Origin of the sequence: Geodermatophilus sabuli, assembly GCF_010686765.1 — a bacterium.
Taxonomy (GTDB): domain Bacteria; phylum Actinomycetota; class Actinomycetes; order Mycobacteriales; family Geodermatophilaceae; genus Geodermatophilus; species Geodermatophilus sabuli_A.
In genome coordinates this window covers 111,608-133,002 of record NZ_JAAGWF010000002.1, presented here as the reverse complement: position 1 = coordinate 133,002, position 21,395 = coordinate 111,608, and the positions used below count along the sequence as shown (strand labels likewise).

Here is a 21,395-nt window from a genome sequence, read left to right as displayed (position 1 = left end):
CCACCCCCGGCGGCACCGAGGAGAGGAGACACGTGACCCGCACCGTGGAGTTCACCGGCACGACGGCGGTGGTGACCGGAGGAGCCTCCGGCATCGGCAGGGGGCTGGCCCGGGCCTTCCAGGCCGCGGGCTGCTCGGTGGTGATCGCCGACGTCGACGAGAGCGCCCTGGCCGCCACCGCACGCGAGCTGGGCGTGCTCGGCGTCCGCACCGACGTCACCGACCCCGACAGCGTCGCCGCGCTGGCCGACCGCGCCGTGGCCGAGTACGGCGAGGTGCACGTCGTCTGCAACAACGCCGGCGTCGGGCCGTTCGGGCCGGTCGCCCGGCTGGGCCTCGAGGACTGGCGGTGGGTGCTCGACGTCAACCTCTACGGCGTCATCCACGGCATCCAGGCGTTCCTCCCGGTGCTCGAGCGCAACGCGGACTGGGGGCACGTCGTCAACACGTCGTCGATGTCGGTGCTGGTCGCGCCCGCCAACGTGGCTCCGTACGTGGCCAGCAAGGCCGCCGTGCTGGGGATGAGCGAGGTCCTGGCGGCGGAGCTGGCCGAGGCCGGGTCGCGCGTCGGGGTCACCGCCCTGCTGCCCGGCGCGGTGCACAGCAACATCAAGACCAGCCTGCGGGCGCGCCCCGGGACCGGCGCCACCGGGCTCTACGACGTGGACCTGGAGGAGACCGGCCGGCTGCGGTTCATCGAGCCCGACGAGGTGGGGGCGATGGTGGTCGACGCCGTGCGGGCCAACGAGCTCTACGCGGTCACGCACGGGGAGTTCCGGGACCGCGCCGCCGAGCGGGCCGCCCGCATCGAGGCGGCGTTCCCCCCGGTCCCGGTGGTCGCGAGAGACTGAGGGCCGCAGCACGGCGAGCGCCCCGCGGAGGACCGGCATGACCGAGGACGTCGACGCGGCGTTCGGCCGGTTCGCCGTCGCCGAGCGCCCGGGCCTGCTGGCGGCGGCGCTGGCGCTCACCGGCGACGCGGCACGTGCGGAGGAGGCCGTGCAGGTGGCGCTCGCGCGCACCCGCGCGCGCTGGGGCCGGCCCGATCCGCGGGGCACCGCGCACGACGCCCTGGAGGACGCCGTCACCGGCTGGCGCGGCCGGCTGGCCGGCCGGCAGCAGGTGCTCGAGTCCCTCGACGCCCCCGCGGTAGCGCCCGCAGCACCGCCCGCCTGGCGGCTGGGCCCCGCGGACGCGGTCACCGACGCGCTGGGCCGCGCCCGGCGGTCCCGGCGCCGCCGCGGCGCGGGGCTGGGGGCCGCGCTCGCCGCCGTGGCCGTCGCCGTCCCGCTCGCCTGGCCGGCCCCCACCCCGCCGGCCACGCCGCAGGTCCCGGCCCCCGTGGTGGCCGCGCCGCCGGCCGTCCCGGTGCTCACCGCGCCGACCCGCGGCTCGCTGGCCGGGGACGCCGCCTTCCTCGACGCCGTCCGCCGGGTCGACTGGGGTCCGGTGGTGCCGCCGCCCGCGGGGCAGCGGGACGTCGTCCTGGCCACCGACACGCTCGGCGGGCGGGTGGTGCTGCTGGCCGGCACGGTGGACGAGGACGTCCGCGGGGTGTGGCTGACCGGTCCGGTCGGCGCCCCGGCCGATCAGCTCACCCCGTTCGTGCCCCGCCGGCTGGGCCCCTTCCGGCCGGCCAGCCTGCTGCTGGACGGGCCCGGGCAGGCCACCCTGGTCGTCGTCGCCGGCCCCGACGACGCCGTCGAGGTGTCGCCGCGGCTGCAGGTCGGCCCCCGCGGCACGGTCGCCCGCACGTACGAGCGGGTGCACGCCGACCGCGGGGTGGCGGTCGTGCCGGTGCCGACGACGGCGGCCGGCGCGGGCACCAGCGTCCGGGTCCTGCGGGACGGGCAGGTCGTGTACCGGTCGGCCCCGGAGGCCCGCTCGGCGCGGGGCCCGATCGCTGCCCCGGACCTCGAGCCGCTGCGGCCGGTCGCGGTCCGGCCGGCGCCCCGGGCGGTGGCGGCGGCGCTCGCCGAGGTGGCGGTGCCACTCGGCGTGGAGCCCGACGCGCTGGAGCCCCGGCTGCTGTGGTCGGGCGAGGTGCCGCTCGAGGGCGTGCCCGGCACGGTCGCCGTCGTGGTGGCCCGCAGCCCCGGGGGCGGGCTGGTCGTCACCACCTGGGCCGCGCAGGTCGGGCCGGGTGGAGCCGGTCGCGCGGTGCCCTGCGGCGTGCACACCCCACCGGGCACCGCTGACGTGGCCGGACTGGTCGTCGCCCGGGTCTGTGACTTCTCCGCTCCCGAGACCGAGCCCTCCGACGCGGGCCGCTGGCTGGTCGTGACCGCGCCCGCGTCCGCCGCGCAGGCCGCCGTCCTGGACCGGCGCGGCGGCGTCCTGGCGACCGTGCCCCTCGCCGCCGGCGGCGTCGTGGCCCCGCTCGCCGAGGACGCCCGGACCGTGCGGACGCTCGACGCGGACGGCCGGGCGATCGCCGAGGTGCCCGTCGCCGCACCGGCGGTCAGCCGGTTCGGCGACTACGGCGACGGCCCGGTGCGCTGAGCACCGGGCCGTCGTCGATCACGCGCTTCCGGTCAGGCGGTGCCCTCCCGCGACCCGACGGTCGCCTCGGCGCTCCGCACGATGTCGATCGCCTCGGCGGCGATCGCCGCACCGTCGGTGTAGGTGTCCCGCCAGATGGCCAGCACCTCGGTCGCGACGGCGGACAGCACCGACCGGGAGAACGCCTCCAGGCCGATCCGGCCCCGGTAGCCGGCCGTGATCGCCTCCCGGACGACCGCGGCGGCGTCCACCGACCCGGACCCGAGGGCGCCGCGGCCGGACTGGCCGAGCTCGAGGTAGCCCAGGACGGGTACCGCGGACCGCACCGCCTCCAGCATGTCGGCCTCCTCCACCGCCATGTGGAAGGTGTCCAGGTGCACCCGCAGGTGGTCCGACCCGCTGACGGCCACGAAGTCCAGCGCCTGCTCCGCCGTGTTGATCATGGCGGTCTCGTAACGGTTGAGGACCTCGAAGGTCATCGTGACGCCCTGTTCGTGGGCGGCGTCGGCGACCCGGCCCAGCTGCGCCGCCGACCGTTCGAACGCCTCGCGGGGCGGCGCCGTCGCTGCCCGGCCGAACAGCCCGTAGGAGACGCCGTTCAGCTGGTCGCCCCCGAGGGCGACCGTGGCGTCGACCATCCGGCGGAGTGCGGCCGCGCCCCGCTCCTGCTCCGCCGGGTCGGCGGAGGAGACGTCGGCGCCCGGCGCCTGACCGACCATCGTGATGGGCCCGAGCCCGTGGTCGCGGAAGAGCGCGGCCCACTCCGCGAGCGGAGCGCCGTCCGGGTCGAAGGGCGGCAGGACGACGTGCGAGTACCCGAGCTCGGCCAGCGCGCCGAGCGCCCGGGTCAGGCCCGGCTCCGCGGCGTCGGGGACCAGGACGTTGAGGTGGCAGGCGACCTCGATCGGCACCGTCGGCTCCTCAGAACGTCGGCAGGTCGAGGCGCTTCTTGAACACCGAGTACCCGTCGTCCACGTGCACGACGGTGCCGTTGATGACGTTGGCCTCGTCCGAGGCCAGGAACGCCACCACGTCGGCGATCTCGCTCGGCTCGGTGAGCTTGTTCCGCAACTGCTCGGACGCGAAGGTCGACCGCAGTTCCTCGCTGAACTGGTTGATGATCGGGGTCCCCACCCGGCCGGGCGTGATGGCGACGGCACGGATGCCGTACTCGGCCAGCTCGTAGGCCGCCGAGCGGGTGAAGGAGATGACGGCGGCCTTCGCGGCGCTGTAGGTGAACGCCAGCTCGGCCGCCTGCTCGCCGTAGATGGAGGAGGTGCTGATGATGACCCCGCCGGTGCCCTGCTTCCGGAACTGCCGGCCGGCGGCGAGGATCCCGTAGTACACGCCGTCCTGGTCCACGCGGATCATGGGCTCGTAGTCGACGGCCGGGTCGTGCTCGAGCAGGGGCTTGCCACCGGCGATGCCCGCGTTGTTGAAGATCACGTCGAGCTTGCCGAAGACGTCGACGGCGCGCTGGACGACGGCCTCGACCTGGCTGTACACCGAGACGTCGACCTGGGCGGCCGCGGCGGAGCCCGCGTGGCCGTCGGCCTCGACCTCGGCGACGACCTTCTCGGCCCGCTCGAGGTCGATGTCGGCCACGAGCACCTTCGCGCCCTCGCGGATGAACTTCTGGACCGTCGCGTGGCCGATGCCGCTGGCACCGCCGGTGATGATGGCGACCTTGCCTTCGAGACGCATGGGTGCTGCCTTCCTCATGTCGTTGGGGGGTGCAGGGCGTTGGGGGTGGGGCGGTGCGGGGGCGGGACGGTGCCCGCCCCCGCACCGGCTCAGGCGTCGGTCGGCTCGACGTCGGCGACGTTGTTCCGGTCGACGAGGGTCACCTCGGTCTCGACGAAGTTCTCCTCCGGCAGCTCACCGCTGTCGGCGAAGGTCTCCATGTAGCCCATGACCTCGTCGAGCACGGCCGGCCAGTCCTGCACGACCGTCGCGACGAAGGGACCGTTCTTCTCGATCTCCGCGAGGGCGATGCCGACCGCGTCGACGCCGGTGACGAAGATGTCGTCGCGGCCGGCCTCCTCGATCGCCTGCGCGGCACCGACCGCGGCGTGGTCCCAGCCGACCCAGACGCCGTCGAGGCCCTCGGGGTTGGCCTGCAGGTAGTCGGTGACGAACTTCAGCGCCTCCTCCTGGGAGGTGCCGGGGGCCAGGACCTGACGGATCTCACCGCCGGCGATGGTCGCGCCACCCTCCTCGAGCATCTCCACGGCCAGGCGGCTGCGGGTGCTGATGCCGACGTGCGGGTCGTGGCCGATGACCATCACGTCCTTGCCCTCGAGGCCGCCCATGGCCTCCCCGAGCGCTCCGACGCTGAGCTCGGCGATCTGGTCCTGGTCGGTCGTCACGTCGACGACGAAGTCCTCGTTGGGCTCCACGCCGCCGTCGATCGAGAAGATCGGGATGTCCGCCTCCTGCGCGGCGGCGACCATCGGCTGGATCTGCCGGGGGTCGGGGTAGCCGGCCAGGATCGCGTCCACGCCCTGCGTGATGGCGGACTGCATGTCCGTGTTGATCTTGTCGTAGTCGAAGTCGCTCGTGTACAGCGTGACGTCCCAGCCGAGTTCCTCGCCGCGCTCGACGAAGGCGTCCAGCGTGGACTTGCCGACCGGCGTGCCGTACCCGGCGGTGAACGCCGCCACCCGGAAGGTGTCGTCGCCGCCACCGCCTCCGCCGTCGCCGCCCGAGTCCGAGCACGCGGAGAGGACGAGGGCCGAGGCGACCCCGAGGCCGACCACCGTGGCGAAGCGTCTGCGCATCTTCTACTCCTGTTTCGTGAGGGTTGACCTTCTGTTCGTGACGAGGCAGGGGACCTCGGCACGGGCGACCGGAGCAGGCGCTGGTGGTCGCGGGTAGGTGGAGCCGGCTCCTCCCGGGGAGGGAGCGGCGCGGCCCCGTCCCGGGTCCCGCCCCGAGCTCGCGAGGGGTGGGGAGGACGGGGTCCTCTTTCAGTGGCTGCGCGACTTGAGCGCCGACAGCGTGACCGCGGCGATGATGATCAGGCCGGTGAACACCTGCTGGAAGTAGGCGCTGACGCCGACGATGTTGAGCCCGTTGCTCATCACGCCGATGATCCCGACGCCGACGAGCGTGCCGCCGACGTTGGCCGCACCGGACCGCAGGACGGTCATGCCGAGGAAGACCGCGGCCACGGCGAGCAGCATGTAGTTGTTCGCGCTGGTCGCACTGGCGCTGGCGAGGCGGCTCACCAGGATGATGCCGCCGATCGCCGACACGAACCCGGCGACGGTGAAGGCGAGGAACCGCGCCAGCCGCACGTTGACGCCCGACAGCCGGGCCACCTCCGCGCTGCCGCCCACGGCGTACCAGCGCCGGCCGATGGTGGTGAACTTCAGCACCAGCCAGACGACCACGCAGACGATCACCGCGAAGAAGATGGGCAGCGGCAGGCCGAGGGGCCGGCCCTGCCCGATCACCTCGAAGCTCTCCGGCATGCCGAACAGCGTCGTCCCGTCGGTGACGATGAACGCGAGGCCGCCGACGGAGGTGAGCGTCGCCAGGGTGGCGACGAAGGCGGACAGGTTCATGTAGGCCACGAGGATGCCGTTCACCACGCCCACGAGCGTGCCGACGACGAGCGCCGCCACGATCGCCAGCGGGATCGACCAGCCGTCGATCATCAGCGCGGCAGCGGTCGCGCCGGCGAGGGTGGCGGTGACGCCCACCGACAGGTCGAAGTCGCCCACGACCATGACCACCGTCTGCGCCGACGCGATGATCGCGAGGATCGCGATCTGCGCCAGGATGTTCCGCACGTTGCCGAAGCTCAGGAAGGCGTCGGGCTGCAGCGCGCCGAACAGGATGACGAGCACGACGAGGGCGAGCAGGGTCCCGCCCTGCCAGAGCAGCGCCGTGAACGAGGTGCGGTCGCTCGGCGTCGCGGGCGCCACCACGGGGGGCGCTTCGGTCTGGGCCATGTCAGGCGGTCCTTCCATAGGCGTAGGACAGGAGGATCTCTTCGTCGGCGTCCGCGGCCTGGACCTCACCGGAGATGCGGCCCTGGTGCATGATCAGGATCCGGTCGGACATGCCGATCAGCTCGGGGAGCTCGGAGCTCACCGCGATGACCGTGGTGCCGCTCGCCGCGAGCCGGCGGATGAGGCGGTAGATCTCCGCCTTGGTGCCGACGTCGATGCCGCGGGTCGGCTCGTCCATGAGCAGGACCTTGGGCTTGCGGCTGAGCATCTTGGCGAGGACGACCTTCTGCTGGTTGCCCCCCGACAGCTGGCCGACCGCCTGCCGCGGTCCGCGGGCCTTGATCTGCAGGTCGCTCAGCGCCGAGCGCGCGATCCTGGCGATGGCGCGGTTGTTCACCCACCCCGCCCGGCTGACCGTCGGGATGTTGGCGACCGCGATGTTGTCCTGGATGGAGTCGCCGAGGATGACGCCCTGGCTCCGCCGCTCCTCGGGGACGAGGGCGATGCCGGCCTCCAGCGCGCGGCCGACCCCGCCGGCGTGGCGGAGGGTGTTGCCGGCCACGGTGATGTCGCCCGACGTCTGCTTCTGCGCCCCCGCCAGCAGCCGGAGCAGCTCGCTGCGACCGGATCCAGCGAGCCCGCCGACGCCCAGCACCTCGCCCGCGTGGGCCCGGAACGACACGTCCTGCACGCGCGAGCCGGTGAGCCCGTCGACCTCGATCACGACCTCGGACGTCGCGGTGTCCCGGGCCGGGTACATCAGCCCGTGCGGGCGCCCGACCATGGTGGAGATGACCTCGTCGATGTTGGTCTCGGCGATCGTCCTGGTCACGATCGTCTCGCCGTTGCGCATGACGGTGAGCCGGTCGCAGAGCTCGAACACCTCCTCGAGCCGGTGCGAGACGTAGACGATCGCCACCCCCTCGTCCCGCAGCCTCCGGAGCACGGTGAACAGGTCGGTGATCTCGGTGTCGGTCAGCGCGGCCGTCGGCTCGTCGAGGATGAGCACCCGGGCGTCGGTGGCCAGGGCCCGGGCGACGGCGACCATCGTCTGCTGCACGGGCGACAGCTCGCCGGCGAGCTTCTTGAGCGGGATCCGCTGGTTGAGCCGGGCCAGCTGCTCCCCCGCCCGCTTGTTCAGCCGTCCCCAGCTGACGACGCCGCCCCTGCTGGGCGTCTCGGCTCCCAGCAGGATGTTCTCGGCGACGCTGACCGTCGGCACGATCGACAGCTCCTGGTAGAGCGCGACGACCCCCGCGCCGTGCGCCGCGCGCACGTTGGCGAAGGCGACCGTCTCGCCGTTGCGCCGGATCTGCCCCTCGTCCGGGGCGTAGAGCCCGGTCACGACCTTGATGAGCGTCGACTTGCCGGCCCCGTTCTCCCCGAGCAGGGCGTGGATCTCCCCCGGCTGGACCGACAGCTGCGCCCCGTTGAGGGCGAAGACGCCGTCGAAGTGCTTGGAGACGCCGACGGCCTCGAGCGCCGGCGCGACCTCCACCGCGCTGGAGTCCAGGGCCGTGCTCACCGCCCCGTCCCTCCGCCGACGTCCCCGCCGTCGAGGTCGTTGCACCGGATGAGGACCTTGGGGTGCTGGCCGCTCACGTGCGCCTCGAACGCCTCGACGGCCTGGTCGAACGGGAACGCCGTGCTGGTCAGGGCGTCGAGGTCCAGCAGCGGCAGCAGCTGCACCGCCCGCGGGAACGCGTAGGGCGACACGAACACGCCGGTGAGGGTGAGCTCCTTGAGGTAGAGGAAGTCCGACAGGTTCAGCGGCATCTCGAAGTCGTGCGGGTACATGGCCCCGTAGACGACCGTGCCCCCCTTCGCCGCCAGGTCGAGCAGCCCGCGCACCGCGCGTGGGGAACCCGACGCGTCGATGACGACGTCGTACCCGCGTCCCCCGGTGATCTCCGCCGTCCGGGCCTCCTGGTCCTCGTTGACCGGGTCGATCACGTGCTCCGCGCCGGTGGCCAGCGCCATCTCCCGGCGCTCGGCGATCGGCTCGATGAGGGTCAGCGAGGTGGCCCCGTGCAGCCGCATGACCTGCAGCGTCAGCTGACCGATCGGTCCGCCGCCGCAGATCGCCACCCGGTCGCCGACGCGCAGCCGGGCCTTGTCCGCGATCCGCACCGCGACGGAGGTCGGCTCGAGCAGCGCGCCCGCCGGGAGGCTCACCGAGTCCGGCAGCTTGTACGCCTGCGACTCGTGCCAGGTCACCGTCTCGGCCATGCCGGGGCGGTTGTAGTCCTGGATGTTCTCGCAGAACTGCTGGCGTCCGTCCCGGCAGGGCCCGCAGCTCCCGCAGAACCTCAGGAAGTTGCCGGCGACCCGGTCGCCCACCCGGAGCCCGGTGCGGACGCCGTCCCCCACCGCCTCCACGACGCCGGAGAGCTCGTGACCCAGGCCGATCGGGACGTCGGTACCGAAGAACCCCTCCGCCAGGTGCGGGTCCGACCCGCAGATCGCCGAGTAGGCGACGCGGATCCGGACGTCCTCCGGGCCCAGCGGCTGGTCGGGCAGGTCGACGATGCCGATCCGGCCCCGGGTGGCCTCGTCCGGGTCCCGCAGGCTGCCGATCTTGGTGACCGCGACTGTTCTCATCTGTCTCTCCCTCGGGCGCTGGTCAGTGGGAGGTGGGCCAGGACGGGTGGGCGATCACCCGTCGGGTGGCCGCGACCGTCGCCGCGAGGCCGTAGCCGTGCTTGTCGCGCAGCTCCTCGTCGTCGCCGAAGCCCGCGTACACCTGGGGGATGCCGAGCCGCTCGAAGGCGTTGAGCCGGATGCCGCGGTCGGCGACGACGTCGGCGATCCGGGTGGCCAGACCCCCGTAGGCGAGGTGGTCCTCGAGCACCACGAACCGGCCGTGGGTCTCGTCCGCGCACTGCGCGATGAGGGCCTCGTCGATCGGCTTCAGGGTGAACATGTCGACCACCCGCACCGAGCGGCCGTCCGCGGCGAGGTCCTCGGCCGCCTGCAACGCCTGCGCCACCGTCGTGCCGTGCGTGAAGATCGTGGCGTCGGTGCCGTCGCGGGCGATGATCCCCTTGCCGATCCGCACGTCGTGCTCACCGGGTTGGTACAGGACCTTGTCGCTCTTGCCGACGGCGAGCCGGATGTAGATCGGCCCCGGCATGGTCATCGACTGGCGCAGGATCTCGCCCACCATGAGCGGGTCGCCGATCGAGGTGACGGTCATGTTGGTGAGCGCGCTCATGAGCGCGAGGTCCTCGACCGCGTAGTGCGTCGACCCTCCGTTGCCGACCAGGCCGCCGTGCGTGCCGATGATCTTCACCGGCAGGTTCGGGTAGCAGACGTCCGTGCGGATCTGCTCGAGCGCCCGCATGCTGAGGAAGGGCAGCATGCCCGACACGACCGGGATGTTGCCGTCGTAGGCGAGGCCCGCGGCGATGCCGACGCACACCTGCTCGGCCAGGCCCACGTCGAGGAAGCGGTCCGGGTACTTGTCCCGGAACTCCACCAGCGTGGCGCCGATGTCGGGGGTGAGGACCCAGAGGTTGTCGTGGGTCTCCCCGAGCTCGGCCAGGGTCGTCCCGATCACCGACCGGGCCGACAGCATCTCTCCGAACGTGAACGTGACCGGCATCAGACCGTCTCCTTCTGTCGCGACGCCTCGAGGGCGGCCAGGGCTCGCTCGAGGTCGGCGGCGCCGAGGGAGCCGGCGTGCCAGGCGAGGTTGCGTTCCATGAAGTCGACGCCCTTGCCCTTGACCGTCTCGCAGATGACCACGGTCGGGCGGTCGCTGTCGGAGGCCGGCAGGTCGTCGATGGCCTTGACGAGGGCGGCCATGTCGTGGCCGTCGGTCTCGACGACCTCCCAGCCGAAGGCGCGCCACTTGTCGGGATAGGGCTCGAAGGCGACCCGCTCCTCCGCGTGGCTGGTCATCAGCTGGCGGTTGCGGTCGACGAAGGCGACCAGGTTGCCCAGCTCGTTGCTGCGGGCCGCCATCGCGGCCTCCCAGACCGAGCCCTCGCCGGTCTCGCCGTCGCCGAGCAGGCAGACCACGCGGTGGGCCTCGCCGCGGTGCCGGGCGGAGAGCGCCATGCCGACGGCGAGGGGGAGGCCGTGGCCGAGCGAGCCGGTGGACGCCTCCACACCGGGCAGCTGGACCTTGCAGGGGTGCATGCCGTAGGCGCTGTCGAGCTTCCCGTAGGTCTCGACGATCCCGTCGTAGGAGAAGAACCCGCGCATCGACATGGCGATGTACATGCACACCGCCGCGTGCCCCTTGCTGAGCAGGAACCGGTCCCGGCGCGGGTTGCTGATGTCGTGCGGGTCCACCCGGAGTCCGTAGTGGAACAGCGCGGTGAAGATGTCGGCGGCGGAGAGGTCCCCGCCGATGTGCACCGCGCCCTCGTACGTGCCGCACAGGTGGAGCAGCTTGGACCGCAGCTCGAAAGCCCTGTCCTCCAGCTCCGCCACGGAGGGGCGTTCGCCCTCCAGCCAGACCGCGTCGTCTCGCACTCCAGGCCTCCTCGTTGATGACTGTGGTGTCGATGACCGTGGGATCCGGTCGTCGCGCTCCCCGGGTCGTCCGGCCGAGGTGATGGTCCGCCCGGCCGGTGACGCACGCCACATTAGCGGCACCGGGTTTACATGTAAACACCCTTGGGCCGGGATCTTTACAGGTAAACAGCGGCCCGCTCATACTCGCCGGGAAGGCGTCGCCGGCGCGGTCGTCCCCAGCGGTCCGCGCGACGACGAGGCTCCCCCGGCTGTGCGGTCCCGTGCTGCGCCGGGAGACGCCGCCCCCGACGCTAGGACGGGATGCCGCCCGGCGCCCGCGCAGGAACGGACCACACAGAGAGGTGGGGATCTGCATGACGGACACCATGACCACGACGGCTCCGGTGACGACGGAGCTCTACATCGGCGGACAGACGCGCTCGACGGCGGAGACGCTCGAGGTCGTCGACCCGGCCAAGCCCGGCACCGTGGTCGGCCACGCCGCCGCGGCCACGGCGGAGGACGTCGCCGACGCGGTGGCGGCCGCGAAGTCGGCCTACCCGGCGTGGTCGGCCCTGCCGGCCACGGAGCGGGCGACGGTCATGGCCGCCGCCATCGAGGGCCTCGCGGACGAGCGCGACGAGGACGCCCGGATCCTGTCCCTCGAGAACGGCAAGATCGTCCACGAGGCGTGGGTCGATGCCCTGGTCTTCGAGATCCGCTGGCAGCTCGCCCTCTCCCTCGCCGACGAGGTGGACCGGACCAAGGTCCTGCCGCCCGCGCCGGGGATCCCCGTCCAGACCACCGTCGCCTACCAGCCGCTCGGTGTGGTCACCATCATCGTGCCGTTCAACTGGCCGATCGCGATCCTCGCCGCGTCCCTCCCGCACGCCCTCCTCGCCGGCAACACCGTGATCGTGAAGCCGCCGCCCTCGACGCCGCTGGCCACCACGCGTCTGGTGCAGCGGGTCGCGGAGAAGCTGCCCCCGGGCGTGCTGAACGTCGTGACCGGCCGGGACAGCGAGATGGCCGGCCTGATCTCGAACGACGACGTCGCGAAGGTCTGCTTCACCGGCAGCGTGAACGGTGGCAAGCGGATCATGGAGATGGCCTCGCGCAGCCTCACCCGGGTCACCCTCGAGCTGGGCGGCAACGACGCCGCGATCATCCGCGAGGACGCGATCCTCGACGACGACCACCTCGACCGCCTGTTCGGCGCGATCTACGACAGCACCGGTCAGATCTGCATGAACGCCAAGCGGCTCTACGTGCACCGGTCGCGCAAGGACGAGCTCGTGGCCGGGCTGACCGCGCGGCTGGAGAAGGTCGTCCTGGGCCACGGGCTCGCCGAGGGCACCACGATGGGCCCGCTGCACCAGTCCGCGCAGAAGGCGTTCGTCTCGGAGATCATCGAGGAGGCGAAGGACGCCGGAGCGACGGTGCTGGAGTTCGGCGAGCTGCCCGAGGGCGACCTCGCCGGCGGCAACTTCCTGCGTCCCGCCATCGTGGTCGACCCCGACCCGCAGCTGCGCGTGGTCACCCAGGAGCAGTTCGGCCCGGTCATCCCGGTGATCGCGTTCGACGACGACGCCGAGGCGGTGCGCCTGGCCAACGACAGCTGGGGTGGCCTGTGCGCGTCGGTCTGGACCGCCGACTCCGACACCGCCACCCGCCTCGGCGGGCAGCTGGAGTGCGGCTACGTCTGGGTGAACGACCACGGTGCCGCGCGGCTGGACCTGCGCGCCCCCTTCGGCGGCATGAAGCACTCGGGCATGGGCCGCGAGCAGGGCATCGAGGGCGTCCGCGCCTTCCAGGACACCCGCTCGATCGCCCACGCCGCGGACGAGACCGCCCAGGCCGACGCCACGGCCTGACCGACGCCGGCCGGACCGGCGGGCGCTGCCCGCCGGTCCGGAACCGGCTCGTTATGCTCGCCGACGACCCGAGTCTCGTTCCGCAGGAACCGGGGCCACGCCCCCAGCCCCGGTGGAGGACTCGTCGATGGAGATCCCGCCGGATGCCATCCACACACCCCGGCCGACCGTGATCGACAGCGAGGAGTTCACCCCCCGCCTGCTGTCCCTCCTGTCCAACAGCCTCGTGTGGCGCGAGTCCCGGGCCCTGCACAAGCACTTCGGGCTGGGCACCAACGACTGGCGGGTCATCTCCGCCATCGGCATCCGGCCGGGCGTGACCGCCAGCGAGATCTCCGAGTTCGTCGCGATGAACAAGGCGATCGTCTCCAAGAGCGTCGGGGTGCTCACCGAGCGCCGGCTCATCGTGCAGGTGGAGGACACCGGCCGGTCCCGGCACCTGTTCCTGACCGCCGCCGGCGCCGAGATGCACGACGCGATGCTGCCGATCTCGATGCGCGGCCAGGACATCATCCTCGCCGACCTCTCGGCGGAGGAGGTGAGCCAGCTCAACCTCCTGCTGCGCCGGCTCCTCGCCCACGTGCGCGAGCTGCAGGCCGAGGACGACCCCGAGGAGCCGGACGCCGGGAGCGCGTGACGCTCAGGCCCGCCGGCGCAGCTGGCGGGACAGGACGACGGCGATGACGAGGGCCGCCCCGTAGAACAGCTGCTGCACGTAGTTCTGCGCGCCGAGCAGCTGCAGGCCGTTGACGCCGGTGGCGAGGAAGAACACCGCGATCGCCGTCCCGATGGCGTTGAACCGGCCGGGCTTGATGCTCGTCGCCCCGAGGAAGACCGCGGCGTAGGCCGGCAGCAGGAAGCCGCCACTCGCGGTCGGGTCGGCCGAGCCGGTGGTCCCCAGCAGCAGCACCCCGGCGATGCCGGCGATGAAGCCGCCGAGGATGAAGCCGCCCCAGCGCAGCCGGGTGACCCGGATGCCGCTGAGCTTGGCCACGTCCCGCGACTGCCCGACGAACAGCGCCCGCAGGCCCAGCGGGGTGAACGAGGAGACGTACCAGACGATCAGCAGGATCACCAGCGCGTAGTAGAACTGCAGCGGCAGGCCGAGGAACTTGGTGGAGAACGTGGCCTCCGACAGCGCCCGGTCGATGCCCACGATCGTGTTCGAGCCGGACAGGTAGAAGATCGCGCCGGTGAACACCGTCCCCATGCCGAGGGTGATGATCAGCGGGTCGGTGTCGAAGTAGACGACGAACAGGCCGTTGAGCGCGCCGGCCACCACGGCGGCCCCGACACCGATCGCGCAGGCCAGCCAGATGTTCATCTCCTGCTGGATGTTGAGCACGCCGGCGACCATCGCGGTCAGGCCGAGGATGCCGCCCAGCGACAGGTCGAAGTCGCCGACGAACGAGGGCATCAGCGCGGCGAAGGCCAGGACCAGCAGCACGACCTGCGAGGCGATGATGTTGCTGACGTTCTGCCAGGTGAGGAACGTGTCCGGCCGCAGGGCGCCGTAGATCACGACGAGCACGAGCCAGGCGACCGGCAGCGCCAGCCGCTCGGCCCACACGGCGAAGCCGCCGCCGCCGTGGGGGGTGGGCGGCTTTTCCGGGCCGGCGCCCTGGTCGGCCGCCCCGGTCTGGAGCTCGGTCGTCGACATGGTGGTTCCCCTGGTTCGCGAGCGGGCGGGTAGGGAGGGCAGACCGGGACGCCGGTCAGGAGGCGGTCGGGACCTCGTCGGCGAGCACAGCGGCCGCGTCGGTCGTGTGGTGGTAGACCGCCGAGCTGATCGCCTCGTCGGTCACCTCGTCACCGGTCAGCTCGGCGCGGACCTCGCCGTCCGCGACGACGAGCACGCGGTCGCAGACGGTGGCGAGCTCCTCGAAGTCGCTGGACACCCAGACGGTCGCCATCCCACCGGTCGAGGCCTCCCGGATCAGCCGGTAGATCTCGGCGCGGGCGGCGACGTCGACGCCCTGGGTCGGCTCGTGCAGCAGCAGCAGTCGCGGGTTGATCTCCAGCCACTTGGCCATGACGACCTTCTGCGCGTTGCCCCCCGACAGCGTGCCCATGAGCGCGTTGCCGTTGCGCGGCCGGACGTCGAACCGCTCGAGCTGGCGGCGGACCAGCTCGCGCAGGCGGCCGCCCTGCAGCCGGCCCGCCTGCGTGTACTCGTCGTTGACCAGGATCGTCGCGTTCTCCCCCACCGACAGGGACGGCGCGATCCCGTCGCGGCGGCGGTCGGCGGGCACCATGGCCACCTGCTGGCGGACGGCCGTCGTGGGGTCCAGCACCGGGAGCACGATCTCCCGGTCGTCCAGGGTCATGCGCCCGGCCGTCGCCTTCCGCGCCCCGAACAGCAGGTAGGGCACGTCCTCGGCGCCGGAGCCGAGCAGGCCGGCCAGGCCGACGATCTCGGTGGGGCGGACGGCGAAGGAGATGCCGGTGGCCCGGCCGCCGCGCAGTCCCTGGACCGTGCACCGTGGCGGGGCGTCGCCGAGGTCGTCGCCGGGGGCACGGCGCTGGGCCTGGCCGACCAGCTTGCCGCCCACCGGGCCGACGATCATCTCGACCAGCTGCCGGTCGTCGACCTCACCGATGCGCGCCTCGCCGGCCACCTGGCCGTCCCGCAGGACGACCACGCGGTCACAGATGGCCCGCACGGCCGCCAGGTCGTGGGAGATGAAGACGACGCTGGCCCCGCCGGCCACCACCGTGCGGATCAGCTCGAAGAGGAACTCGACCTGGTCCTCGGGCAGGAACACCGTCGGCTCGTCGAGGAACAGGATCGAGTGCCCCACGTCCCCCCGCGCGCGGTAGGCCTTGAGCTCCTCGGCCGCGCGGACGATCGCCACCAGGGCCTGCCCGACCGGCGGCAGCTGGTTGATCGGCAGGTCGGGGTCGACGTCGACGTTGTAGGACTGCAGCAGCGCGCGGGTGCGCCGCCGCTGCGACCGCCAGTTGATCGGCTTGCGGGAGGCCGCGGCCCCGGCCTCGCCCACCATCAGGTTCTCCGTGACGGTGAGCGTGCGGGCCAGCCCGAGGTCCTGGTGCACGAAGCTCAGGCCCAGGTCGCGGAACTGGCCGGCGGACAGCGGCAGGGGCACCGGCCGGCCGTCGATGGTGAGCTCGCCGCCCGCGTCGGGGGTGTTCACGCCGGCGAGCACCTTGACGAGGGTGGACTTCCCGCAGCCGTTCTCCCCGAGCAGGCCCACGACCTCGCCGGCCTCGACCCGGAAGTCGACGTCGCGGAGCGCGCGGAAGCTGCCGAAGTGCTGGGTGATGGAGCGCAGCTCGAGCGCGGGGGGCGCGGTCCGGGGCGGAGGCTCCCCCGGGGGGACGGCGGCCCCCCCGGGGGAGCTGGTGTCCGACATGGTCAGCTCAGGCCCCACAGCGCCCGGTAGCCCTCGACGAACTCGGTGCCGAAGCCGTCGTTCTCACCCTGGACGTCGTCCTTGTTGTCCAGCGTCCACAGCCGGTGGGGGTCGAAGGCGTCGTTGGGGTCCAGCGCCTCGCCGCCGGTGAGCACCCGGAACATCTGGTCCGACGTCGCGTAGGCCCGCCAGAGGTGGGTCGGCCCGGTGTTGGAGTGCATCGGGATCGACTCGCCCATCTCGGAGATGTAGGCGGGGGTGCCGCCGTAGCAGCCGTAGAGGAAGACGTCGTCCCGGCCGGAGGCGGTCACCGCCGCGCCGGCCGGGGGCACCATGCCGTCGAAGATGGGGATGACGGCCTTGATGTCCGGGTTGGCCAGCAGCGCCGAGCTGACCTCGCCCTGGATCTTGGTCCCCCAGTCGGGGATGGCGACGTTGACCTTCTGGATGTTGCAGCCCGGGCAGTAGGTGGCGAACTCGTCCCGGACCGCCTCCTCCATCTTCACGCCGGCCGGGACCTCGTCGGAGGTCACCATGACCACGTCGAAGGGCTCCTCGCCGTTGTCGAGGAAGGCCACGTCGACCGACCGGCGGATCGACTCGGCGTTGGGGATGTTGGTCTGCGCGGTGACCAGCGGGTCGGTGCCGCCGTCCTCGGTGTCGAACAGCCCGGAGTCGATGACCGCGATCCCGGCGTCCGTGGCGGCCTGGACCTGCGGCGTGATCAGGTTCGGGTCGATGCCGCAGACCAGCACGATGGCGTCGTAGTCCTGGCTGACCGCCTGCTGCATGCCCGGGATCCAGCCCTGCGGGCCGCCGCTGTTCTCGAAGTAGGTGCCGGTCATGCCGACCTCCTCGGCCAGCTCGGCGATGTCCTTGCCGATCTGGTCGCACACCGGCAGCTGGCTGGCCGTCGGGATGACCATCACCTTCTTGCCGGCCAGGGACGACAGGTCGACCGGCGGCCCCGGGTCCTCGTAGGTCGGCACCTCCTGCGCCGCGTCGACCAGCTGCTGGATCTCCTCCAGCTGCTCGGCGGTCGGCCCTCCGCCTCCCCCGCCGCCCCCGCCGCCACCGCCGCCTCCGCCGGAGTCCGAGCCGCAGGCGGCCGTGGCCAGAGCCAGTCCGACGGCGGCCGCCGCCACCAGTGGCCGTGCCCGCAGCACGGTCCGGCGGATCCCTCTGGGCCTGGTCATCATGGGGCGCTTCCCTCACTGGGCGCTGGCTGGGGACACGCCGCGCACGGACGGCGGCGGCCTGGAGCTGGGAGTGCGTGAGCGGCTCTGCGCGGATCAGGCGCCGCGGCGTCGGGACGGGATCGCCGTCCGGCCGGGGTGGACTGTGACGCAGGTCACGGTGGCGGCAGCATCGCTGGCGCGCCTCCGGATTGTCAACAACGTGGTCGACAGTTGCCGATCCGTGACCTGCGCCGGGCTCAGCCCCCGTGCCGGATGATGCCGCGGATGAGCTTGCCGTCGTCGAGGTCCTGGTAGCCCTGGTTGACCTCGTCGAGGGTGTACTCCCGGGTGATGAGCTCGTCGAGCTTGACCCGCCCGGCCCGGTAGAGCCCGAGCAGCCGCGGGATGTCGTAGAGCGGGTTGCTCATCCCGAAGATGTGGCCCTGGATGTTGCGCTGGTACCCGACGACCTGGCCGTTGGCCTTGAGCCGGATCTGCACGTCGTCCTTGTTGCCGACCGAGGTGAGGGTGATCTGGCAGCCCTTGCCGACGATGGCGGCGGCCTGCTCGACCACCTCGGCGCTGAGCACCCCGACGGTCACCACGGCGTGGTCGGCCAGCTGGCCGCGGGTCAGCTCGACGACCGCCTCCTGCGCCTCCCCGGCGTCGGCGAAGACGTGGGTCGCCCCGAACTCCTGGGCCTTCTCCCGCTTGAACGCGACCGGGTCGACGACGACGAGGTTCTTGGCGCCGGCGTAGGCCGCCCCCTGGATGGCGTTCATGCCCACGCCCCCGGCACCGAAGACGACCACCGTGTCGCCGGCACCCACCTTGGCCACGTTCACCGACGCGCCCCAGCCGGTCGGGACGCCGCAGCCGACCAGCGCCGCCACCTCGAACGGGATGTCCTCGTCGATGCGCACGCAGGAGGCCTGGTCGACGACCGCGTGGCGGGCGAACGTGCCGAGCATGGCGAAGCCGCCCATCCCGGTGCCGTCGTCGTCGTGGAAGCGGAAGCCCCCGTCGGCCAGCCGGCCGGTCGCCATCTCCGCGCCCCGGTCGCACAGGTTCTGCCGCCCGGTCGAGCAGTAGCGGCACACGCCACAGACAGGGATGAACGAGCAGACGACGTGGTCCCCGACCGCCACCCGGCTGACCCGCGAGCCGACCGCCTCGACCACGCCCGCGCCCTCGTGGCCGCCCACCATGGGCAGCAGCGCGTAGGAGTCACCGGTGCGGAGGTGCTCGTCGGAGTGGCACATGCCCGAGACCTCGAAGCGGATCCGGACCTCGGTCTCCTGCGGCTCGTCGAGCTCGAGCTCCGTCACCTCCCACGGCTGGCCCGTCTCCCGGATGATCGCAGCCCTCGTCCTCATGTCAGCTCCCAGCTGTGTGCGCGTGGGGTCCCGGCGCCGGACGGCGCGGACCCTGGGTCAGGTGGTGCGCCGGCCCGGCGGGACGGCAGCCGGGCGGGGGTGGGCACGCCCGGGGGCGTCGCCTGGCCCGTGACGGGCATCACGACGCTCGGGCCGTCCCACCCTCCGCGCGGCCGGTTGCATTGTCAACTGCCGCCTCGGTCCCCCGCCGCGGGGACGGTGCCCGGCGCCGGGCTCGGCCGGCGCCGGACGGCCGGCTCAGTCGAACATGATCATCCCGCGGATGGCGCGGTGCTGGCGCATGGCGTCGTAGCCCTCGTTGACCTGGTCGAGCGCGTACGTCTGGGTGACCAGCTCGTCGAGGACGAGGTCGCCCTGGCGGTAGAGGCTGAGCAGCTTCGGGATGTCCGCCCGCGGGTTGGCGTTGCCGAACAGGCAGCCGACGACCTGCTTCTGCCACGCGGTCAGCTCGAACACCGGCAGCTGGATGTCGCGGAGCGCGACCGAGCCCAGCGACGTCAGTGCCACCCGGCCGAGCTTGCCCACGACCGACATCGCGTCGGCGATGATCGTCGGCGTCACGACGTCGATGGTGATGATCGCCGACTCCGCCATCCGGCCCCAGGTGAGGTCGGCGACCGCCTCGGCCGCCTCGGCCGTCGTGGCGAAGGTGTGGGTGGCGCCGTAGGTGGTGGCCTTCTCGCGGTTGTAGGGCGCCGGGTCGACGGCGACGATCCGCGTCGCCCCGGCCGCCTTGGCGCCCTGCAGCGCGTTGGCCCCGACGCCGCCGATGCCGAAGACGACGACGGTGTCCCCGGCCTTGACCTGGGCGCCGTAGACGGCCGTCCCCCAGCCGGTGGTCACGCCGCAGCCGACGAGCGCGGCCTTGTCCAGCGGGATGTCGTCCTCGATCCGGACGACCGAGTCCTGGTTGACGACGGTGTACGGGGAGAACGTGCCGAGCATGCACATCAGCCGGGCGTCCTGACCACGGACGTGGTGGCGGGCGGTGCCGTCCTGCTGGAGGCCGACGTTGATCCCGGCGCCCTTGTCGCAGAGGTTCTGGTGCCCGGTGGCGCACCACGAGCAGTCGCCGCAGGCGGGGATGAAGCTCAGGACGACGTGGTCGCCCTCCTTCACCTTGGTCACGCCGGGGCCCGCCTTCTCCACGATCCCGGCCCCCTCGTGGCCGCCGATCACCGGCAGCCCCGCCATGGGCAGGTCGCCGACCCGGATGTGCTCGTCGGAGTGGCACAGACCCGACGCGGTCAGCTTGACCAGCACCTCCCCGTGCTGCGGGTCGTCGAGCTCGAGTTCCTCCACCTGCCAGTCCTGGCCGTACTCCCACAGCACCGCTGCCTGCGTCTTCACGCCGTACCTCCTCGATCGGGGATGTGGTCCCACCGGCACCGGAGTATGCGTCGTCGGGCGGAGCGCGGTGGGACGAGGGTCACACCCACGGGCCCGGCGGCGGCACGGGCATCTGCCTGCCGGAAGGTGTCGACAGGATCGTTGACACCCCGATCCGGCCGTCGTTACGTTGCCCCGCGGTGCCCGGCGACGTCGCCGGCCGGTCCCCAGGGAGCTGTCCCATGCCGCAGCGCGAAGCGACCCCCTGCCGGTGAGGGCGGTCGTCTGCGTCCCCGGCGGCACCGAGGTGGCCGAGGTGCCCGATCCGGTCTCGGCGGCCGACGGGGTCGTCGTCGAGGTGGCCGCCTGCGGTCTGTGCGGTTCCGACGTGCACGCGATCGAGCGCGGCCACACGGTCGAGGGACAGGTGCTCGGCCACGAGTTCGGCGGCCGGGTGGTCGAGATCGGGGCCGGGGTCACCGGGTGGCGGGTCGGCCAGGCGGTCGCGGTCGACCCGCTGGGCTCCTGCGGCGCGTGCCGCGAGTGCCGCCGCGGCCTGCCCTTCCGCTGCGCCGGCCTCCCCAACATCGGCATCACCGCACCGGGCGGGTTCGCCGAGTACGCCGCCGTCCCCGCCGCCCAGCTGGTGGCGCTGCCCGACGACGTACCGGTGGAGCTCGGCGCGCACGCCGAGCCGCTGGCGGTCGCCCTGCACGCCGTGGAGCTGGCCGGCGTGGGTCCGGGCGACGCCGCCCTCGTCTACGGCGTCGGCACGATCGGGCTCAACTGCGTCATGGCGCTGAAGGCGGCCGGGGTGGACCTCGTCGTCGGGGCCGGGCGCTCGGCCGGCCGGCGCGCCGCCGCGCGCGCGGCGGGAGCCGACGTCGTCATCGACACCCGGGAGACCAGCGTGGCCGACCACGTCGCCGCCACCGGCCGCCCGTTCGACGCGGTGCTGGAGTGCTCCGCCGCCCCCGGCGCCGTCGAGGAGGCCCTGTCGGTGCTCGGCTCGGGGGGCACCTGCGTGGAGGTGGCGCTCGCGGAGGGGTCCGCGTCCGTCCCGCTGGTCGGGCTGGTCGGCGCCGGACTGCGCCTGGTCGGCAGCTGCGCCTTCGCCCGGCCCCAGTTCGACGCCGCCGTCCGGGCTGTGGTGACCGGCCGCATCGCGGCCGGCGACCTGATCACCGAGCGGGTCGGACTCGACGACACGCCGGACGCCCTCGTGCGCCTGCGCACGCCTGGCGAGCTGGTCCGGGTCCTCACGCTGCCGGGCGCCTGACCCGCCCACCGCAGCGCCGGCACCCGCTGGAGCTGCCCC

The 21,395-nt window shown here is 72.9% G+C and carries 18 protein-coding genes; 5 read left to right on the top strand and 13 right to left on the bottom strand.

From position 1 onward, the window contains the following. Nucleotides 1-32 precede the first annotated feature (32 nt). Together GCU56_RS00790 and GCU56_RS00785 are read left to right on the top strand one after the other, a co-directional pair. Nucleotides 33-851 (top strand): SDR family NAD(P)-dependent oxidoreductase, encoded by an 819-nt coding sequence (locus tag GCU56_RS00790; protein ID WP_163479599.1) that lies wholly within the window; start codon nucleotides 33-35, stop codon nucleotides 849-851. Nucleotides 852-888: 37 nt separating this feature from the next. Further along, entirely contained in the window at nucleotides 889-2,502 is a 1,614-nt protein-coding gene (locus tag GCU56_RS00785) for a hypothetical protein (protein ID WP_163479598.1), read from the top strand. A 32-nt stretch (nucleotides 2,503-2,534) separates the two neighbouring features. Here GCU56_RS00785 and GCU56_RS00780 read toward each other — a convergent pair whose 3' ends face one another. The 8 genes from GCU56_RS00780 to GCU56_RS00745 form a co-directional block, all read right to left on the bottom strand. Then, on the bottom strand, nucleotides 2,535-3,413 hold the full coding sequence (locus GCU56_RS00780) for a TIM barrel protein (protein ID WP_163479597.1): 879 nt from the start codon (nucleotides 3,411-3,413) through the stop codon (nucleotides 2,535-2,537). 10 nt (nucleotides 3,414-3,423) lie between these two features. Continuing rightward, on the bottom strand, nucleotides 3,424-4,206 hold the full coding sequence (locus GCU56_RS00775) for an SDR family NAD(P)-dependent oxidoreductase (RefSeq protein WP_163479596.1): 783 nt from the start codon (nucleotides 4,204-4,206) through the stop codon (nucleotides 3,424-3,426). A gap of 89 nt (nucleotides 4,207-4,295) precedes the next feature. Further along, a complete protein-coding gene (locus GCU56_RS00770; RefSeq protein ID WP_163479595.1) occupies nucleotides 4,296-5,282 on the bottom strand; it encodes a sugar ABC transporter substrate-binding protein in 987 nt (328 codons plus the stop codon). A 189-nt stretch (nucleotides 5,283-5,471) separates the two neighbouring features. Further along, a complete protein-coding gene (locus tag GCU56_RS00765; protein WP_163479594.1) occupies nucleotides 5,472-6,461 on the bottom strand; it encodes an ABC transporter permease in 990 nt (329 codons plus the stop codon). Between the two features lies 1 nt (nucleotide 6,462). Next, on the bottom strand, nucleotides 6,463-7,986 hold the full coding sequence (locus tag GCU56_RS00760; RefSeq protein WP_163479593.1) for an ATP-binding cassette domain-containing protein: 1,524 nt from the start codon (nucleotides 7,984-7,986) through the stop codon (nucleotides 6,463-6,465). After that, nucleotides 7,983-9,062 (bottom strand): zinc-dependent alcohol dehydrogenase, encoded by a 1,080-nt coding sequence (locus GCU56_RS00755; protein WP_163479592.1) that lies wholly within the window; start codon nucleotides 9,060-9,062, stop codon nucleotides 7,983-7,985. The genes GCU56_RS00760 and GCU56_RS00755 overlap by 4 nt, the downstream gene beginning before the upstream one ends. A gap of 22 nt (nucleotides 9,063-9,084) precedes the next feature. Beyond that, nucleotides 9,085-10,065, bottom strand: coding sequence for a transketolase family protein (locus GCU56_RS00750; protein WP_163479591.1), 981 nt, complete (start codon nucleotides 10,063-10,065; stop codon nucleotides 9,085-9,087). Further along, nucleotides 10,065-10,943, bottom strand: coding sequence for a thiamine pyrophosphate-dependent enzyme (locus GCU56_RS00745; protein ID WP_204331239.1), 879 nt, complete (start codon nucleotides 10,941-10,943; stop codon nucleotides 10,065-10,067). Before GCU56_RS00745 ends, GCU56_RS00750 begins: the two co-directional genes overlap by 1 nt. Before the next feature lie 356 nt (nucleotides 10,944-11,299). Between GCU56_RS00745 and GCU56_RS00740 the strand changes: the two genes are divergently transcribed. Continuing rightward, nucleotides 11,300-12,799 carry an aldehyde dehydrogenase family protein gene (locus GCU56_RS00740; RefSeq protein ID WP_163479589.1) on the top strand — a complete coding sequence of 500 codons (1,500 nt, stop codon included), beginning with the start codon at nucleotides 11,300-11,302 and terminating at the stop codon, nucleotides 12,797-12,799. A 127-nt stretch (nucleotides 12,800-12,926) separates the two neighbouring features. Continuing rightward, a complete protein-coding gene (locus tag GCU56_RS00735) occupies nucleotides 12,927-13,436 on the top strand; it encodes a MarR family winged helix-turn-helix transcriptional regulator (RefSeq protein ID WP_163479588.1) in 510 nt (169 codons plus the stop codon). A gap of 3 nt (nucleotides 13,437-13,439) precedes the next feature. Here the strand turns inward: GCU56_RS00735 and GCU56_RS00730 are convergent, their stop codons facing one another. From GCU56_RS00730 to GCU56_RS00710, 5 genes are all read right to left on the bottom strand, one after another. After that, nucleotides 13,440-14,459: an ABC transporter permease gene (locus GCU56_RS00730; RefSeq protein WP_163479587.1), complete on the bottom strand. Its 1,020-nt coding sequence runs from the start codon at nucleotides 14,457-14,459 to the stop codon at nucleotides 13,440-13,442. Nucleotides 14,460-14,514: 55 nt separating this feature from the next. Next, nucleotides 14,515-16,173, bottom strand: a complete 1,659-nt coding sequence (locus GCU56_RS00725) for a sugar ABC transporter ATP-binding protein (protein ID WP_163479586.1) — start codon at nucleotides 16,171-16,173, stop codon at nucleotides 14,515-14,517. 2 nt (nucleotides 16,174-16,175) lie between these two features. Next, a complete protein-coding gene (locus GCU56_RS00720; RefSeq protein WP_163479585.1) occupies nucleotides 16,176-17,369 on the bottom strand; it encodes a sugar ABC transporter substrate-binding protein in 1,194 nt (397 codons plus the stop codon). 239 nt (nucleotides 17,370-17,608) lie between these two features. Then, complete coding sequence (locus tag GCU56_RS00715; protein ID WP_163479584.1) at nucleotides 17,609-18,727, bottom strand: NDMA-dependent alcohol dehydrogenase; 1,119 nt, start codon at nucleotides 18,725-18,727, stop codon at nucleotides 17,609-17,611. Nucleotides 18,728-18,985: 258 nt separating this feature from the next. Further along, nucleotides 18,986-20,098 (bottom strand): NDMA-dependent alcohol dehydrogenase, encoded by a 1,113-nt coding sequence (locus tag GCU56_RS00710; RefSeq protein ID WP_163479583.1) that lies wholly within the window; start codon nucleotides 20,096-20,098, stop codon nucleotides 18,986-18,988. Between the two features lie 250 nt (nucleotides 20,099-20,348). On the opposite strand from GCU56_RS00710, the gene GCU56_RS00705 reads away from it, so the two are divergent. Beyond that, the gene (locus GCU56_RS00705; protein ID WP_163479582.1) at nucleotides 20,349-21,356 is read left to right on the top strand and encodes an alcohol dehydrogenase catalytic domain-containing protein; all 1,008 of its coding nucleotides are present in this window, start codon (nucleotides 20,349-20,351) and stop codon (nucleotides 21,354-21,356) included. Nucleotides 21,357-21,395: the final 39 nt, after the last annotated feature.

Bases quoted from the DNA above. Each gene is read 5' to 3' on its own strand.
- GCU56_RS00785 (WP_163479598.1), top strand. From the start codon at position 889: ATGACCGAGGACGTCGACGCGGCGTTCGGCCGGTTCGCCGTCGCCGAG.
- GCU56_RS00775 (WP_163479596.1), bottom strand. From the start codon at position 4,206: ATGCGTCTCGAAGGCAAGGTCGCCATCATCACCGGCGGTGCCAGCGGC.
- GCU56_RS00770 (WP_163479595.1), bottom strand. From the start codon at position 5,282: ATGCGCAGACGCTTCGCCACGGTGGTCGGCCTCGGGGTCGCCTCGGCC.
- GCU56_RS00765 (WP_163479594.1), bottom strand. From the start codon at position 6,461: ATGGCCCAGACCGAAGCGCCCCCCGTGGTGGCGCCCGCGACGCCGAGC.
- GCU56_RS00755 (WP_163479592.1), bottom strand. From the start codon at position 9,062: ATGAGAACAGTCGCGGTCACCAAGATCGGCAGCCTGCGGGACCCGGAC.
- GCU56_RS00750 (WP_163479591.1), bottom strand. From the start codon at position 10,065: ATGCCGGTCACGTTCACGTTCGGAGAGATGCTGTCGGCCCGGTCGGTG.
- GCU56_RS00740 (WP_163479589.1), top strand. From the start codon at position 11,300: ATGACGGACACCATGACCACGACGGCTCCGGTGACGACGGAGCTCTAC.
- GCU56_RS00735 (WP_163479588.1), top strand. From the start codon at position 12,927: ATGGAGATCCCGCCGGATGCCATCCACACACCCCGGCCGACCGTGATC.
- GCU56_RS00730 (WP_163479587.1), bottom strand. From the start codon at position 14,459: ATGTCGACGACCGAGCTCCAGACCGGGGCGGCCGACCAGGGCGCCGGC.
- GCU56_RS00725 (WP_163479586.1), bottom strand. From the start codon at position 16,173: ATGTCGGACACCAGCTCCCCCGGGGGGGCCGCCGTCCCCCCGGGGGAG.
- GCU56_RS00720 (WP_163479585.1), bottom strand. From the start codon at position 17,369: ATGACCAGGCCCAGAGGGATCCGCCGGACCGTGCTGCGGGCACGGCCA.
- GCU56_RS00715 (WP_163479584.1), bottom strand. From the start codon at position 18,727: ATGAGGACGAGGGCTGCGATCATCCGGGAGACGGGCCAGCCGTGGGAG.